Below are 16,943 nucleotides of genomic sequence, written 5' to 3'. Positions count from 1 at the left end.
CACGACAAGGCGTTGCGAGCGGGTGTGTTCTGATATTCCCTTGAGATATCTTGGGCGACCGTCGCTGCAGAAGACCGTTTTGTGATGGCGCAAATCCTTCACGAACAGGCGTTTTTATCAGGATTTTTTGAGGCAGACGATTGGTCTGCTTTCGGCCCGGAGCCGACCAATCCTAGCCGGCCGATGTGGCGGTGAAAACCGCCAGCTGAGCGTCAAAAGCATGCTTGTATGCGGGCCGTGCTTCGCCGCGGGCAACATAGGCAGAGAGGTTCGGATATTCGTCCAGCATACCCGATCCTTTCAACCTGCGCAGTACTGTCACCATCAGCAGGTCACCGGCACTGAACTCGCCGTCGAGCCAGTTGGCATCGCCAAGGCGACCGGAAAGTGCGCCCAGCCGATTACGGATGTTGTTTTCGAGGACACGCAGGCGCTGCTCGTACCAAGGCTCTTCGCGCTCAAGGACTTTGGTGAGGGTAAGGTTGAAGATCGGCGGCTCCACCGTGTTGAGCGCGGCGAACATCCACATGATCGCGTGCGCCCGGGCATTCGCATCGTCCGGCAGAAGGCCCGCATGGCGCTCTGCGATATGGAACACGATCGCCCCTGACTCGAACATGGCAAGTTCGCCTTCTTCATAGGTCGGAATCTGCCCGAATGGATGAAGCGCGAGATGCGCGGGTTCCTTCAGCGCTTTGAACGAAAGAAGACGAACGTTGTAAGGCTGGCCCACTTCTTCGAGTGCCCAGCGGACGGGCATATCACGCGCCAGCCCCTTACCGCCATCGGGCGATCGTTCAAAGGCGGTAATAGTAGCAGACATTGTTGTCCTCCATAGCCTGTCTCTTGAAGACGATTGGCTCGAGATTGTGACACTGCCGTTGAGCGTCGGCTTCTGGCGCCAATGTTGTCCTCCATAGCCTGTCTCTTGAAGACGATTGGCTCGAGATTGTGACACTGCCGTTGAGCGTCGGCTTCTGGCGCCAGCGGAAGAACGCGTCGCATAAATCCTAAACAGAAATACGGGCTCTGAAAACCATGGGGATTTCCGTCGCGGATATCGGTCGCAAATACCGCCGAGACCGCCCCTTGCGACCTCTCCGGTTTGCGACCAGGCGATATCGTCCTTCTGAAAAAATTATCCCCGCTCATCCCCGCCCGGAAATCCCGTGCCATGATCATGGCGTCCTGTCATGGAGACACCGCAAGACGTTTGCGGCGAGGCAGGCTGGCGCTCCACGGGAAACCTCGTGGCCTTCGGCAAGGAGGCTGCGAACGTCAGGCGGACCGGAAGGAGAGCCCCCGGAAAATGGATCCCCTCCGTCCTTATGGGGCGGGCGTGCCTGTGGGGCACACATGTCGGGACAGGACGCGTGACGTACCGGATCGAGATGCTTAATGCCGGTCCGGAAACCTACGCTACGAAGTCGTTCCGAGGCAGAGGGTCTGAAGTCGGGGTCTGTAGGGAGGAAAGCTCCCGAGAGAACGCCAAACGGGGCGCTGGAAGGCGTCACATATATTCATTCGTTAGAGGCGGTTTCCAGTGCCCCGTCCGAGTGAATGCATTTTTCGAAGACCACGGCGGCAACGCGCGGGGAGGTTTCCTGCTGTCCCCAATTGGCGATTGCCGTCTTTACATCCTGCTCTTCGGCACTAGGTCGCTGTTGCAGAGTTTGGACGAAGGAGTGAAGCGGACATGACTGGCGATACAGTGCAGGCGACAACGGCCGGGACACTACGGACGCTGCAGGCCCAGGTGCCGGTGAGCGCGACGCTGCATGTGTGGCTGAAGGCGATAGGCAGCGATGAGCCCGGCACAATGGCCTTCATTCTCGACGGCGAGAAGATCGGTGACGTCTCGGTCAGCAATTGCGAGGAATATGTCTTCCGCACCTTCACCGCGGTGAGCGGCGGTGATCTCTCCTGCGTCTACGACACGGAGACCACGGCTGTTTCCGTCGCCTACTTCTTCAATGCGGCGGAGGTCGTCGACAAGGGCATTACCGTCATGCACACCAGTGTCGCCAACGCGCCGGCGCCCGTGCCGTACGGTTATCATTTCCGCCCGCCCTTCGGCTGGATGAACGACCCGAACGGTTTTGGCCGCTTTGGCGGCCGTCCGCATCTGTTCTACCAGCATTATTCGCACGGGCTTCGGTGGAACACGATGCATTGGGGGCATGCGATCTCCACCGACTATATCCATTGGCATCACATGCCGATCTTCCTGTTCCCGTCGGAGGATCTCACCGCGCGGCCGGACCGGCGGGGCGGGGCCTTTTCCGGCTCTGCAATTCCGCTGGAAAACGATGCGGGCATCCGCGTTTTCTTCACCGAACAGGTGAGCGAACGCATTCCGGAAACACAGATCCAGTTGACCGCAACCTCGCACAACATCATTACCGCCAGCCAGGCTGAAGTGATCCTGGCGAACAGGCCGTCCGGCCTGGGTCTGACGCTCGATTTCCGCGACCCTTACGTGGTCAAGGGGCCGGACGGTCTGTGGAAGATGGTTCTCGGCAGCCTCAGCCATCAGGGCGGTGTCATTCTTCTCTATGAGACGGACGACCCCGCGGCGGCAGATGGCTGGCGTTTCATCGGCACGCTTCTCTTGGAGGAACGGTTCGGGACGGCCGTCATCGAATGTCCCTGCTTGATCCCGCTGGACGGACCGGCGGATGGCCCCGAGACCCGTTGGGGACTGATCTACGGCCTGATGAACAGCCTCGAAAAGAAGACGGGACGCAAGAACTTGACCCTCATTGCCGTGGGGCGGTTCGATGGCGTCCGGTTCCATCGCGCGTTCGAACAGGAACTCGATTTCGGGACCGACAACTATGCCTTCCAGGCTTTTGTCGATCAGGGCACGGCGGTCGGCATCGGCTGGCTGGCGAACTGGGCCGATGTTTCCCATACGATCGATTTTCCGACCGCCATGACCCTGCCGCGCAATCTTCTGCTTCGGGACGATGAAATTTTGACACCGCCCGTTTCGGCGGTCGAGACTTTGCGAGCGGAGCTGGTCGATGAACGCCGGTTGATGGCGGGGGAGGTGGTGGCGTTTGACAATGGCGCCGTCGAGATTGTTATCGACCTGATCAGGCCAGGCGCCCCCTTCGAACTGGTATTTGATCATAGCTTGGTCACGCTTGACGTCAGTGTCACCGAGCAGGGGCTGTCCATCAGCTATGCTGCCCCGGAGCAGGAAACGGGGCCAAGTTACATTGCGACCGGTGCGCGGCCGCAGAACCTGCGCATTTTCCTCGATGTTGGTTCGATCGAAGTATTCGCCGATGGCGGCCGCTGGGCCGGAACGAAGCGGATCGAAGGTTTCGAGCCGGTCCAGTCCGTGCGCCTCGCCTCGGGTGTCGGCGCTATCCGATCCGCCCGGATCCACGCCCTGAAGCTTAACCGTGGAGGCTGAAGGTACGTCACCGCAGCCAAAATTTATCTAAAAACGTCTCTTTAACGTTTACCGGTTAGTAATCTCTCCGAGTGTGAGAGATCTGAGCGATGCGTATTGCGTTTATCGTCGCCCTGCTGCTTTTGGCGGGCTGTGCGACCGCGCCGAGAGAGACAAGAAACGCCTGCGCGATTTTCGAGGAGCGCGACGGCTGGTTCAACAATTGGGAACGCGCCGCCAAGCATGCGGAGCGGCAATACGGCATTGCTGTACCGGTCCTGATGGCGACCATTTATACCGAATCCGGCTTCCGCCCGAACGCCCGCCCACCGCGCACGAAACTTTTTGGTTTCATTCCCTGGAAGCGCCAATCGACGGCCTACGGCTTCTCGCAGGCGCTGAACGGCACGTGGTCGCAGTACCAGCGGGAGACGGGCGACTGGTTGGCGCGCCGGACGAAATTCTCCGACGCCATCCACTTTGTTGCCTGGTACCACAACCAGAGCAGCAAGAAGAACGGCATCGCCCGCGACGACGCTTACAGTCTCTATCTCGCCTATTATCTGGGAGATGGCGGCTATGCCAAGGGGGCCTGGCGCGGCAACGCGCAACTGCAGCGCGCCGCGCAACGCTCGGCAAACATTGCCCGCACCTACGGCAAACAGTTGCGCTCCTGCGACTGACGCCCGGCGCGCCGAACACCGGATCTTTCACGTTTAGCCCGTCGCCCGCAACAATCGCGATTGAACATTTCCTTGAAATTGCCGGTCAAAACGGGCAAAGCACCTGCCGAAGGCCAGTCTCAGGAAATGTCATGACCGCAGCCACTCGCACAGCCCGTATGCTCGACCATCTGGTATTGCCGGTTGGAGACCTCGCGGTCACGAGGCAGCGCCTGGAAACGCTCGGCTTCACGGTCGCCGCCGATGCGCTTCACCCCTTCGGGACGGAAAACGCCTGCGTCTTCCTGGCCGACAAGACCTATCTCGAACCGCTCGGGATCGCCAATCGCGAGGAATGCGAGGCCGCAGCGCTGGCTGGCAACGTCTTCGTCGCCCGCGATCAGGCCTATCGCTTTCGCCGGGGCCATGACGGGTTCTCGGCAATCGCGCTCAGTTCCGATGATGCCGCGGCCGATGATGTTCGCTTCCGCAAAGCGGGCATTTCGGCCGGCGAGATGCTGGAATTTTCCCGCCCGATGACGCTGCCGGATGGCGCGCAGGCAACCGGCAGTTTCCGCCTTGCCTTCGCCGCCGATCTGCGTTCGCCGGATTTCTTCTTTTTTACCTGTCAGCGCGTAAGGCCGCTTCCGTCCGACAGGTCCGCGCTCGAAACCCATGCCAACGGCGTGATCGGTCTCAGTGAAGTCGTTCTGTCCGAGCCGAACCCCACCGATTTCCAGTACATCCTCCAGGAAGCGGTCGATGAGCGCGAGGTCTCCGCGCATTCCTTCGGCATGGACATCGAGACGCGCAACGGCGTCAAGATTTCCGTCCTCAATCAGGCCGGCATGTCCGGCTTCTTCGATCGCAAGACGCCTGGCCATTCGCGCGGTCTGCGCGGCCGCGCCGTCGTCTTCACGGTTGCCGATGTGTCGGCGATCGAGCATCTCCTCACCGCCAACGCGGTGTCCTTCACCAGAAAAGGCAATCGCCTGATCGTCCCGGAAGCGCCGGGGCAGGGTCTCATTTTCGCATTCGGAGAATAATCATGCAGGCAAATGCAAATGTGGTCGCCGGCACAGGCGCGGGCCAGGTGGTGTTTTCCAACACCCAAAAACTGTCGCTGATCGCCGGTCCCTGCCAGATGGAAAGCCGCGATCATGCCTTCATGATCGCCGGTAAGATGGCCGAGCTCTGCAAGTCGCTCGGTATCGGCCTCGTCTACAAATCTTCCTTCGACAAGGCCAACCGCACGTCGATTTCCGGCAAGCGCGGCATCGGGCTGGAAAAGGCGATGGAAATCTTCTCTGACCTGAAGAAGGAATACGGCTTTCCCGTCCTGACCGACATTCACACCGAGGAACAGTGCGCCCTTGTCGCGCCGACGATCGATATCCTGCAGATCCCGGCCTTCCTCTGCCGCCAGACCGACCTTCTGATTGCGGCTGCCAGGACTGGCCGTGTCATCAACGTCAAGAAGGGCCAGTTCCTCGCCCCTTGGGACATGAAGAACGTGCTTGCCAAGTTTACCGAAAGCGGCAATCCGAACGTGCTTTTGTGCGAGCGCGGCGCCTCCTTCGGCTACAACACGCTCGTCTCCGACATGCGCTCGCTGCCGATCATGGCAGGTCTTGGCGCGCCGGTCGTCTTCGATGCAACACACTCCGTGCAGCAGCCGGGCGGGCAGGGCTCGTCCTCGGGCGGTCAGCGCGAATTCGTCGAGACGCTTGCCCGTGCAGCTGTTGCCGTCGGCGTCGCCGGCGTCTTCATCGAGACACACGAGGATCCGGATAACGCGCCGTCCGACGGACCGAATATGGTGCACCTGAAGGACATGCCGCGGCTTCTCGAAACGCTGCTTGCCTTCGATGCGATCGCCAAGCGCTGAATGCGGCCTTTGTGAAATTTTCTTGAAGGCCGGGGCGCGGGGGAGCAATTGCCCGTGCCCGCCATTGTAATTTCCGGTCCATGAATTATGACAGGGCCATCCGTCCACCACCATGTTTGAAGCAGGGAAGAGATCATGACTGCAATCATCGACATCATCGGCCGCGAAATTCTCGATAGCCGGGGCAATCCGACTGTCGAAGTCGACGTCCATCTCGAAGACGGCAGCTTCGGCCGGGCCGCTGTTCCCTCGGGCGCTTCCACCGGCGCCCATGAAGCCGTCGAGCTGCGCGATGGCGGCACGCGTTACCTCGGCAAGGGTGTCGAGAAGGCCGTCGAAGCCGTTAACGGCGAGATATTCGAAGCCATCGGCGGTTTCGATGCCGAGGACCAGATTCTGATCGACAATACGATGATTGAGCTCGATGGCACGCCGAACAAGGCCCGCCTCGGGGCAAATGCGATCCTCGGCGTCTCCCTTGCGGTGTCCAAGGCTGCTGCCTCTGCTGCCGGCCTGCCGCTCTATCGTTATGTCGGCGGTCCGAACGCGCGGCTGCTGCCGGTGCCGATGATGAACATCATCAATGGCGGCGCCCATGCCGACAATCCGATCGACTTCCAGGAATTCATGATCGTTCCGGTCGGTGCCGACACCATTCGCGACGCCGTCCGCATGGGCTCGGAAGTGTTCCACACGCTGAAGAAGCAGCTTGCTGCCGACGGCCACAACACCAATGTCGGTGACGAGGGCGGCTTTGCGCCGGGTCTTGCATCAGCTCCCGCTGCGCTCGATTTCATCATGAAGTCGATCGAGAAGGCTGGCTACCGCCCGGGTGAAGACGTGCATATCGCGCTGGACTGCGCCTCCACCGAGTTCTTCAAGGACGGCAAGTATGTGCTTGAAGGCGAAGGCCGCACGCTCGAGCCTGGCGCGATGGCCGAATACCTCGCGGAACTCGCCGGAAAGTACCCGATCTTCTCGATCGAGGACGGCATGGCAGAAGACGATTGGGAAGGCTGGAAGACCGTGACCGATCTTATCGGCAACAAATGCCAGCTCGTCGGCGACGATCTGTTCGTCACCAATTCCGCCCGCCTGCGGGACGGCATCAAGATGGGCGTCGCCAACTCGATTCTCGTCAAGGTCAACCAGATCGGCTCGCTGTCGGAAACGCTCGATGCCGTCGAAACCGCACACAAGGCTCGCTACTCGGCCGTCATGTCGCATCGCTCGGGCGAAACCGAGGATTCGACCATCGCCGATCTCGCCGTCGCCACCAATTGCGGGCAGATCAAGACCGGTTCGCTGGCGCGCTCCGACCGCACCGCAAAATACAACCAGCTGATCCGCATCGAAGAACAGCTTGGTCCCCAGGCAAAATACGCCGGCCGCTCGATCCTGCGCGGCTGAACCACCGCCGTCCGCATGATGAAACCCGCGTCTGGAAACGGACGCGGGTTTTTTGTTGCCGCCGGTTATGGTCAACGGTCGGTTAATCAATGACCCGTAGGATGCCTTTGTATTGCGTATCAGGGCATGATCATGTGGACAAAACACCATAAAAAACGGAAGCTCGGGCGGTTCGTCATGCCGCTGATCGCCGTCGCTTTTCTTTCCTATTTCGGCTATCATTCCATCCACGGCGAGTTTGGCCTGAAGGCGACGGAAAAGTTCGACCGCCAGCGCGTCGAGCGCCAGACGCGTCTCGACGAACTGACCGGGCAGCGCAAGACGCTGGAAAAAGAAGTGGCGTTGTTGAGCGATGGTTCGCTCGAACGCGACATGCTTGACGAAAAGGCTCGCTTCGGGCTGAACATGTCGCGCCCCGATGAAATCGTGATATTTCATTGAGTTTTCGAATTAACCGAAATCTGGTTAATCGTAAATTGTTAAATTAAATCAAGCAATTAACAAGAATATAAGCCATGCAAATATGGCATTGCTGTGGCGGCATTCTTTCCCTATGGTACCGGTAAAAGGCAACCATCAGGGAGGAATGAATGGCCCCGCGAAAAACCGCGTCCGTTTCCAGCCGCAAAGCAGCCGCCAAGCCCGCCACAGCCAAACCCGCCAAGAAGGACTTCGTCCACGGTACCGTTGCCGAGTTCGATCGCGATGCCGATATGAAGGCTTACCGCGAAATGCTCCTTATCCGGCGTTTTGAGGAAAAAGCTGGCCAGCTCTATGGCATGGGCTTCATCGGTGGTTTCTGTCACCTCTACATCGGCCAGGAAGCTGTCGTCGTCGGCATGCAGATGGCGCTGAAGGAAGGCGATCAGGTCATCACGGCCTATCGTGACCACGGCCACATGCTGGCCTGCGGCATGAGTGCGCGCGGGGTCATGGCTGAACTCACCGGTCGTCGCAGCGGTCTTTCCCGCGGCAAGGGCGGCTCGATGCACATGTTCTCCAAGGAAAAGCATTTCTATGGCGGCCACGGCATCGTCGGCGCGCAGGTATCGCTCGGCACGGGCCTTGCCTTCGCCAACCGTTATCGCGGCAATGACAACGTCTCGCTCGCCTATTTCGGCGACGGCGCCGCCAACCAGGGCCAGGTCTACGAGAGCTTCAACATGGCCGCTCTCTGGAATCTGCCGGTGATCTATATCGTCGAGAACAATCGCTATGCCATGGGTACCTCTGTGGCGCGCGCCTCGGCGGGTCATGACTTCTCCCAGCGCGGCGTTGCCCTTGGTATTCCCGGTTTCCAGGTCGACGGCATGGACGTTCGCGCGGTCAAGGCCGCCGGCGACGAGGCAGTCGAGCATTGCCGCGCCGGCAAGGGGCCGATCATCCTTGAAATGCAGACCTACCGCTATCGCGGCCACTCCATGTCCGACCCGGCGAAATATCGCTCGAAGGACGAAGTGCAGAAGATGCGCTCAGAGTCTGACCCGATCGAACAGGTGAAGGCACGCATCCTTGAAAAGGGATGGGCGAGCGAGGACGAGCTGAAGCAGATCGACAAGGATGTCCGCGACATCGTCGCCGACAGTGCCGATTTCGCTCAGGCCGATCCGGAGCCGGATGTATCCGAGCTCTACACCGACATTCTGCTTTAAGACCGGGACGAGGAAAACATCATGCCTATCGAAATTCTGATGCCTGCTCTGTCCCCGACGATGGAAGAAGGCACGCTCAGCAAATGGCTGAAAAACGAGGGTGACAAGGTCACTTCGGGCGACGTGATCGCCGAGATCGAAACCGACAAGGCGACCATGGAAGTGGAAGCGGTCGATGAAGGCACCATCGGCAAGATCCTGATTGCCGCCGGTACCGAAGGCGTCAAGGTCAACACGGCGATAGCGGTCCTGCTGCAGGACGGCGAGAGCGCCGGCGATATGGCCGCACCCAAGGCTGCCGCACCGGCCGCCGAGCCTGCGAAGGCTGAAGCGCCTGCCGCCGCACCTGTCGCCGCCCAGCCAAAGGTCGAAGTCGCTTCCGATCCGGATATTCCGGCCGGAACCGAAATGGTCTCGACCACCGTGCGCGAAGCGCTTCGCGACGCGATGGCGGAAGAAATGCGCCGCAGCGACGATGTCTTCGTCATGGGCGAGGAAGTCGCTGAATACCAGGGTGCCTACAAGATCACGCAAGGGTTGCTGCAGGAATTCGGTCCCCGCCGCGTCGTCGATACACCGATTACCGAGCACGGTTTTGCTGGCGTCGGCGTCGGTGCGGCGATGACCGGCCTCAAGCCGATCGTCGAGTTCATGACCTTCAACTTCGCCATGCAGGCGATCGACCACATCATCAACTCGGCCGCCAAGACGCTCTACATGTCCGGTGGCCAGATGGGTGCGCCGATGGTGTTCCGCGGTCCAAGTGGTGCGGCTGCTCGCGTCGGCGCCCAGCACTCGCAGTGCTACGCCGCCTGGTACAGCCACGTTCCGGGCCTCAAGGTCATCATGCCGTACACGGCAGCCGACGCGAAGGGGCTCTTGAAGGCCGCCATCCGCGATCCGAACCCGGTGATCTTCCTCGAGAACGAAATCCTCTATGGTCACTCCTTCGACGTACCAAAGCTGGATGATTTCGTGCTGCCGATCGGCAAGGCACGGATCCACAAGGTCGGCAAGGACGCGACGATCGTCTCCTTCGGTATCGGCATGACCTATGCGATCAAGGCGGCGGCCGAACTGGAAAAGGAAGGAATCGACGTCGAAATCATCGATCTCAGAACCATCCGTCCGATGGACATGCCGACCGTGATCGAATCGGTGAAGAAGACAGGCCGTCTGGTGACCGTCGAGGAAGGCTTCCCGCAGTCTTCCGTAGGCACCGAAATCGCCACCCGCGTGATGCAGCAGGCCTTCGATTATCTCGATGCGCCGATCCTGACGATTGCCGGCAAGGACGTACCGATGCCCTACGCTGCCAACCTTGAAAAGCTGGCCCTGCCGAATGTCGGCGAAGTCGTTCAGGCGGTGAAAACCGTCTGCTACAAGTAAGGGAGGGTGAAGAGATGCCTATCAACATCACCATGCCAGCCCTTTCGCCGACCATGGAAGAGGGCAACCTCGCCAAGTGGCTGGTCAAGGAAGGCGACAAGGTTTCCTCCGGCGACGTGATCGCCGAGATCGAGACCGACAAGGCCACGATGGAAGTCGAAGCGGTCGACGAAGGCACCGTTGCCAAGCTCGTCGTTCCCGCCGGCACCGGAGGCGTCAAGGTCAATGCCGTGATCGCCGTTCTTGCCGCCGAAGGTGAGGATGTGTCAGTCGCTGCCTCGGGCAATGGCGCTGCTGCACCCGCTGCCAAGGCGGAAGCGTCGAAGGCTGAAGCCGCTCCGGCTGCAAAGGCTGCACCCGCGGCCGCTCCCGCTCCGGCTGCTGCCCAGGTGTCTGCAGCTGCGTCCTCCGACAACCGCACCTTCGCGTCACCGCTTGCTCGACGGCTTGCCAAGGAAGCCGGCATCGATGTTTCAGCCGTCTCCGGCACCGGCCCGCGCGGTCGCGTCGTCAAGAAGGACGTCGAAACGGCTGTCGCCGGCGGTGGTCTCAAGCCGGCCGCGGCGGCTGCCCCGTCTGCGGCTGCACCGGCACCGGCGGCAGCACCGCTCGCCAAGGGGCCGTCGGACGAAGCCGTCCTCAAGAACTTCGCCGAAGGTTCCTACGAGCTCGTGCCGCATGACGGCATGCGCAGGACGATTGCCAAGCGCCTGCAGGAATCCAAGCAGACCATTCCGCATTTCTATGTTTCGGTCGATTGCGAGCTCGATGCGTTGCTGGCGCTGCGCGCCCAGCTCAACGCTTCGGCACCGGAAAAGGACGGCAAGCCGGTCTACAAGCTCTCGGTCAACGACATGGTCATCAAGGCCATAGCGCTTGCCCTGCGTGACGTGCCGGACGCCAACGTCTCCTGGACGGACAGCAATATGGTCAAGCACAAGCACGCCGATGTCGGCGTTGCCGTGTCGATCCCGGGCGGCCTGATCACCCCGATCATCCGCAGCGCCGAGACCAAGAGCCTGTCGGCGATCTCCAACGAGATGAAGGATCTCGGCGCCCGTGCCAAGAGCCGCAAGCTGAAGCCTGAAGAATATCAGGGCGGCACCACAGCCGTGTCCAACATGGGCATGATGGGCGTCAAGAACTTCGCCGCCGTCGTCAATCCGCCGCACGCGACGATCCTGGCGGTCGGCGCAGGCGAGGAACGGGTCGTCGTCAAGAAGGGCCAGATGGTCGTCGCCAACGTCATGACCGTGACGCTCTCGACCGACCACCGGGCAGTTGATGGCGCGCTTGGAGCCGAGCTGCTCGGCGCCTTCAAGCGCTACATCGAAAATCCGATGGGCATGCTGGTTTAGCATGCCAGCGGTGGGGCAAATTACGAAGAACGGTCAGGTGGTGATTTTGAACACCGGCCGTTCTTCAACGACCCACGGAAATCAACGAATTTGGGAACTGCGCTGCAACCAATGTGACAATCAATACGGCGCAAATGGTTGCGATATACACATCAGGAAGTGCCCGCGTTGTCAGGGTGGGCGCCCTCCTGAGCCCCTACGCTAGGTTTCAATATGAAAACAGTCCTCTGCTACGGTGACAGTCTGACCTGGGGATATGACGCGGAGACCGGTGGTCGCCATGCGTTGGAAGACCGCTGGCCAAGTGTCTTGCAGAAGGGGCTTGGCGGGGGCGTGAACGTTGTTGCCGAAGGATTGAACGGCCGTACCACTGCTTACGACGATCATCTGGCCGACTGCGACCGCAATGGCGCGCGCATCCTGCCGACCATCCTGCAAAGCCATGCGCCGATCGATCTTGTGATCATCCTGCTCGGCACCAACGATATGAAGCCTGTGGTGCACGGGACCGCTTTCGGCGCGGTGAAGGGCATCGAGAGGCTCGTTAAGCTCGTATGGCATCACAGCTGGCCGGGTGTGCAGGCCGAGGCGCCGGAGATTCTGATCGTCGCACCGCCGGCGATCTGCGGGACGGCGAATGCGAACTTTGCGGCAATGTATGCCGGCGCTGTCGAACAGTCGTCGATGCTTGCCTCGCTTTACGCCGATCTTGCCGACGAAATGGGATGCGGTTTCTTCGATGCCGGTTCGGTTGCTTCGACCACGCCGCTCGACGGAGTGCATCTCGATGCCGAGAATACGCGCGCCATCGGACGCGGCCTCGAGCCGATGGTCCGGATGATGGCCGGGCTCTAAATGACGGCGGCTCTTGTTCTACGTGCGGCGGAGCGGCGGGATGCGGCGGAACTCGCGGTGCTGGTCGAAATCGCGTCGCACGGGTTTGCGACCTGGCTCTGGTACGGAGCGGTGATGCGGGGGAACAAGGACACCGCCATGGAGCAGGGGCGGTCGAGAATGCGCGATGACCATGAACCCGGCGCCTGGAAGGATGCGACGCTGGCGGAGTGGGATGGCGAGATTGCCGGCGTGTCGATCGGCTACAATCTTGAGGAAAGCGTTCGCGATATCGTCGCGCCGCATCCGGTGATCAAGCCGCTCTTGGATCTGCAGGTGACTGTGATCGGCAGCCGGTTCATCGACAGCCTCGGTGTCTATCGGCACCACCGCCGCAAGGGTATCGGGCGAGCGCTGCTTGCCCGCGAAATCGAAAAGGCCAAGGGCAGACAGGTCAGCCTGATCACCGAAAGCCACAATGAAACGGCGCAGGCGCTTTATCGAGCCAGCGGATTTGTGGAGAAGGCGAGGCTTCCGGCCGTGCCGCTCTTTGAGGACAGCAAAAGGCATGACTGGGTCTTGTTTGCCCGGGACATGACCTAAGCAAGAGGCAGGAAACAAGAATGGCAAATTCCTACGACGTCATCGTTATCGGCTCCGGCCCCGGCGGCTATGTTGCTGCAATCCGCGCCGCACAATTGGGCTTGAAGACCGCCGTGGTCGAGCGCGAGCACCTGGCCGGCATCTGCTCCAACTGGGGCTGCATCCCGACCAAGGCGCTGCTGCGGTCCGCCGAAGTGCTGCATCTCGCCCAACATGCCAAGAATTACGGCCTGACGGTCGAAGGCAAGGTGACGCCGGATCTGAAGGCGATCGTCGCCCGTTCGCGCGGCATTGCGGAGCGCATGAACGGCGGCGTCGGCTTCCTGATGAAGAAGAACAAGGTCGATGTCATCTGGGGCGAGGCCAAGCTCACCAAGCCGAACGAGATCGTCGTTGCCAAGACCAGCAAGGCGATCGTCCAGCCGCAGGCGCCGCTGCCGAAGAACACGCTGGGCGAGGGCACCTATACCGCCAAGCACATCATCATCGCAACCGGCGCACGGCCGCGCGCGCTGCCGGGCATCGAGCCGGACGGCAAGCTGATCTGGACCTATTTCGAGGCGATGAACCCGGACTCTATGCCGAAGTCGCTGCTGGTCATGGGCTCCGGTGCCATCGGCATCGAGTTTGCCTCCTTCTACCGCACGCTGGGCGTCGATGTAACCGTCGTCGAACTGCTGCCGCAGGTCATGCCGGTCGAGGACGCGGAAATCTCCGCCTTCGCCAAGAAGCAGTTCGACAAGCAGGGCATGAAGATCTTTCTCGATGCCAAGGTGACCAAGGTCGAGAAGGCTGCCAATTCGGTAACCGCCCATGTCGAGAAGAAGGACGGCTCGGTCGAGAAGATCACCGCCGACCGGCTGATCTCGGCTGTCGGCGTCCAGGGCAACATCGAGAACCTCGGCCTTGAAACGCTCGGCGTCAAGACCGACCGCGGCTGCATCGTCATCGACGGCTATGGCAGGACCAACGTGCCGGGCGTCTATGCGATCGGGGACGTTGCCGGCCCGCCGATGCTTGCCCACAAGGCCGAGCACGAAGCCGTCATCTGCGTCGAAAAGATCGCCGGCCTGCCGCATGTGCATCCGATGGACACGCTGAAGATCCCGGGCTGCACCTATTGCAACCCGCAGGTCGCCTCGGTCGGCCTGACGGAAGCCAAGGCCAAGGCCGAAGGCCGCGATATCCGGGTCGGCCGCTTCCCCTTCGTCGCCAACGGCAAGGCGATCGCGCTTGGCGAAGACCAGGGCATGGTCAAAACCATCTTCGACAAGAAGACCGGCGAGTTGATCGGCGCCCATCTGGTCGGCGCCGAAGTCACCGAACTGATCCAGGGCTTTGTCGTGGCGATGAACCTGGAAACGACCGAGGAAGAACTGATGCACACCATCTTCCCGCATCCGACGATCTCGGAAACGCTGAAGGAAAGCGTGCTCGACGCCTATGGGCGTGCACTGAACGCTTGATTGTGTTAGGGCTCGCCTCCATCTCAAAAAGGCGGGCCGCATTTCCGGCCTGAAGGCCCGTACTGCTCGAAGCCCGTACTGCTCGAAGAAAGTGAAAGCCAAGATGGTCACCATTCTCGACCGCACCAATATCGAGAGCGACGCCAAGCGCATCCGTCATCCGGAAAAGGCCCACAAGCCGGATACCGAAATGCTGCGCAAGCCGGAATGGATCCGCGTCAAGGCACCGGTATCGAAGGGTTATCAGGAGACCCGGTCGATCGTGAAGGAGCACAAGCTCGTCACGGTCTGCGAGGAGGCCGGCTGCCCGAACATCGGCGAGTGCTGGGACAAGAAGCACGCCACCTTCATGATCATGGGCGAGATCTGTACCCGCGCCTGCGCCTTCTGCAACGTCTCGACCGGCAAGCCGAATGCGCTCGACATGGCCGAGCCGGAAAACGTCGCCAAGGCCGTCAAGCAGATGGGTCTGTCCCATGTCGTGATCACTTCGGTCGACCGCGATGATCTGGGCGACGGCGGCGCCGAGCATTTCGAAAAGGTGATCTGGGCGATCCGCGCCGCTTCGCCGGCAACGACCATCGAAATCCTGACGCCCGACTTCCTGAAGAAGCCCGGCGCGCTGGAACGCGTCGTTGCTGCCAGGCCCGACGTCTTCAATCACAACATGGAAACCGTGCCCGGCAACTATCTGACGGTCCGCCCCGGTGCGCGCTATTTCCATTCGATCCGGCTTCTGCAGCGGGTCAAGGAACTCGATCCGACGATGTTCACCAAGTCCGGCATCATGGTGGGGCTGGGCGAAGAGCGCAACGAAGTGCTGCAGCTGATGGACGACCTCAGGACCGCCGATGTCGACTTCCTGACCATCGGCCAGTACCTGCAGCCGACCCGCAAGCATCACAAGGTCGAGAAATTCGTGACACCGGAGGAGTTCAAGTCCTACGAGACCGTCGCCTATACCAAGGGCTTCCTGATGGTCGCCTCCAGCCCCCTGACGCGTTCGTCGCATCACGCCGGCGACGACTTCGCGCGGCTGCGCGCGGCGCGGGAAAAGAAGCTGCTGGCTGCGGCCGAATAGAAATCCAAATCCTTTGAACGGCCGCGGTCGAAAACACCGCGGCTTTTTTGTTTTGGGAGGCCGGAATGGCACGATATCTGGATGACATCGATGCGGCGGCAATCCTTCTTGGCAAGGCGAACCGAATCCTGATCATCGGTTGTTCTGGCAGCGGCAAGAGCACGGTTGCGCAGGCGCTCGCGAGAATGCTGCACATTTCCTATGTTTCCATGGATCGCGATGTCTTCTGGCTGCCCGGCTGGCAGCAGCGCCCGAGGGCGGAAGCGCTCGGCATCGTCGAGCGGATCGTGGCGCAGGCGCAATGGATCATGGATGGTACAAGCCCGGGCACATTGCCCTTGCGCTTGCCGCGAACGGATCTGGTTCTCTGGATCCGGCCGCCACGGCGCGTGTCGCTGTACGGCGTCATTATACGTTGGCTGCGCCATCGTGGCAGCACGCGTCCGGAAATGGCGGAAGATTGCCCCGAGCGGTTAACCGGCGATTTCCTGCGCTATATCTGGAATTTCGAAAAGACCGAAAGCCCGGAAATCGAGCAGAAACTGGCAGACTACGGCGCCGACGTACCGGTGCTCGTCGTCAGGTCACACGCGCAGACCCAAAGGCTACTCCATCGTCTGAAGCAACTTGTTCCGGCCGCCTGCACCTGACGCCTGCGCCATCCCGCCATCTTGTTTTTCTAGAAATCATTGAATATCTGACATCCATGCCCCAGTTCGAGACCCACCGGCCAGTCAAGCACTCACCAGACCAGATGTTCGATCTGATCGCCGATGTTGAAAAATATCCGGAATTCCTGCCACTTTGCGAAGCCTTGACGGTTCGTTCGCGCAAGGAGCGTGACGGCAAGGTGTTGCTGCTGGCCGATATGACGGTCGGCTACAAGGCGATCCGTGAGACCTTTACGACACAGGTGCTGTTGAACAAGGCAGAGCGGATGATCGACGTGAAATATATCGATGGTCCCTTCAAATATCTCGATAATCTCTGGCGTTTCGAAGACACCGGTGTGGGCGGCTGTTCGGTCAATTTCTTCATCGACTACGAATTCAAGAGCCGCATTCTCGGTGCCCTGATGGGGTCGATGTTCGACCGGGCCTTCCGGATGTTTTCCGAAGCATTCGAGGAGCGCGCCGATGCAATCTACGCCGCCGTGTAAAGAGTGCTGCCGCCTATTTCTTCACTGCAGTCCCTGAT

16 protein-coding genes are annotated in these 16,943 nt (G+C 60.6%); 15 read left to right on the top strand and 1 reads right to left on the bottom strand.

Annotated features, from left to right (window positions below; genetic code table 11):
• Nucleotides 1-172: 172 nt before the first annotated feature.
• The gene (locus ACSQ2W_RS18430; protein WP_436087551.1) at nucleotides 173-823 is read right to left on the bottom strand and encodes a glutathione S-transferase family protein; all 651 of its coding nucleotides are present in this window, start codon (nucleotides 821-823) and stop codon (nucleotides 173-175) included.
• A gap of 873 nt (nucleotides 824-1,696) precedes the next feature.
• On the opposite strand from ACSQ2W_RS18430, the gene ACSQ2W_RS18425 reads away from it, so the two are divergent.
• From ACSQ2W_RS18425 to ACSQ2W_RS18355, 15 genes are all read left to right on the top strand, one after another.
• Entirely contained in the window at nucleotides 1,697-3,424 is a 1,728-nt protein-coding gene (locus ACSQ2W_RS18425; protein ID WP_436087550.1) for a GH32 C-terminal domain-containing protein, read from the top strand.
• 89 nt (nucleotides 3,425-3,513) lie between these two features.
• A complete protein-coding gene (locus tag ACSQ2W_RS18420) occupies nucleotides 3,514-4,086 on the top strand; it encodes a transglycosylase SLT domain-containing protein (RefSeq protein ID WP_436087549.1) in 573 nt (190 codons plus the stop codon).
• Between the two features lie 131 nt (nucleotides 4,087-4,217).
• Nucleotides 4,218-5,111: a VOC family protein gene (locus ACSQ2W_RS18415; RefSeq protein WP_436087548.1), complete on the top strand. Its 894-nt coding sequence runs from the start codon at nucleotides 4,218-4,220 to the stop codon at nucleotides 5,109-5,111.
• Between the two features lie 2 nt (nucleotides 5,112-5,113).
• Nucleotides 5,114-5,953: a 3-deoxy-8-phosphooctulonate synthase gene (kdsA, locus tag ACSQ2W_RS18410; RefSeq protein ID WP_436087547.1), complete on the top strand. Its 840-nt coding sequence runs from the start codon at nucleotides 5,114-5,116 to the stop codon at nucleotides 5,951-5,953.
• Nucleotides 5,954-6,088: 135 nt separating this feature from the next.
• Nucleotides 6,089-7,363 (top strand): phosphopyruvate hydratase, encoded by a 1,275-nt coding sequence (eno, locus tag ACSQ2W_RS18405; RefSeq protein WP_436087546.1) that lies wholly within the window; start codon nucleotides 6,089-6,091, stop codon nucleotides 7,361-7,363.
• 132 nt (nucleotides 7,364-7,495) lie between these two features.
• Nucleotides 7,496-7,804 (top strand): FtsB family cell division protein, encoded by a 309-nt coding sequence (locus ACSQ2W_RS18400; protein WP_113006855.1) that lies wholly within the window; start codon nucleotides 7,496-7,498, stop codon nucleotides 7,802-7,804.
• A 149-nt stretch (nucleotides 7,805-7,953) separates the two neighbouring features.
• Complete coding sequence (gene pdhA / locus ACSQ2W_RS18395) at nucleotides 7,954-9,015, top strand: pyruvate dehydrogenase (acetyl-transferring) E1 component subunit alpha (RefSeq protein WP_436087545.1); 1,062 nt, start codon at nucleotides 7,954-7,956, stop codon at nucleotides 9,013-9,015.
• Nucleotides 9,016-9,036: 21 nt separating this feature from the next.
• Nucleotides 9,037-10,404, top strand: a complete 1,368-nt coding sequence (locus tag ACSQ2W_RS18390; protein ID WP_436087544.1) for a pyruvate dehydrogenase complex E1 component subunit beta — start codon at nucleotides 9,037-9,039, stop codon at nucleotides 10,402-10,404.
• A gap of 14 nt (nucleotides 10,405-10,418) precedes the next feature.
• The gene (locus ACSQ2W_RS18385) at nucleotides 10,419-11,762 is read left to right on the top strand and encodes a pyruvate dehydrogenase complex dihydrolipoamide acetyltransferase (RefSeq protein ID WP_436087543.1); all 1,344 of its coding nucleotides are present in this window, start codon (nucleotides 10,419-10,421) and stop codon (nucleotides 11,760-11,762) included.
• A gap of 213 nt (nucleotides 11,763-11,975) precedes the next feature.
• Nucleotides 11,976-12,617 carry an SGNH/GDSL hydrolase family protein gene (locus tag ACSQ2W_RS18380; protein WP_436087542.1) on the top strand — a complete coding sequence of 214 codons (642 nt, stop codon included), beginning with the start codon at nucleotides 11,976-11,978 and terminating at the stop codon, nucleotides 12,615-12,617.
• A complete protein-coding gene (locus ACSQ2W_RS18375; protein ID WP_436087541.1) occupies nucleotides 12,618-13,199 on the top strand; it encodes an N-acetyltransferase family protein in 582 nt (193 codons plus the stop codon).
• A 20-nt stretch (nucleotides 13,200-13,219) separates the two neighbouring features.
• On the top strand, nucleotides 13,220-14,665 hold the full coding sequence (gene lpdA, locus ACSQ2W_RS18370) for a dihydrolipoyl dehydrogenase (RefSeq protein ID WP_436087540.1): 1,446 nt from the start codon (nucleotides 13,220-13,222) through the stop codon (nucleotides 14,663-14,665).
• A gap of 103 nt (nucleotides 14,666-14,768) precedes the next feature.
• Entirely contained in the window at nucleotides 14,769-15,746 is a 978-nt protein-coding gene (gene lipA, locus ACSQ2W_RS18365) for a lipoyl synthase (protein ID WP_436087832.1), read from the top strand.
• Between the two features lie 65 nt (nucleotides 15,747-15,811).
• Nucleotides 15,812-16,396: an AAA family ATPase gene (locus ACSQ2W_RS18360; RefSeq protein ID WP_436087539.1), complete on the top strand. Its 585-nt coding sequence runs from the start codon at nucleotides 15,812-15,814 to the stop codon at nucleotides 16,394-16,396.
• Nucleotides 16,397-16,452: 56 nt separating this feature from the next.
• Nucleotides 16,453-16,905 (top strand): type II toxin-antitoxin system RatA family toxin, encoded by a 453-nt coding sequence (locus ACSQ2W_RS18355; protein WP_436087538.1) that lies wholly within the window; start codon nucleotides 16,453-16,455, stop codon nucleotides 16,903-16,905.
• Nucleotides 16,906-16,943: the final 38 nt, after the last annotated feature.

It is taken from the genome of Pararhizobium sp. LjRoot255 (genome assembly GCF_964252905.1).
Taxonomy (GTDB): domain Bacteria; phylum Pseudomonadota; class Alphaproteobacteria; order Rhizobiales; family Rhizobiaceae; genus Pararhizobium.
The sequence above is the reverse complement of the archived record's forward strand: the minus strand, read 5'-3'. Positions and strand labels throughout refer to the sequence as shown.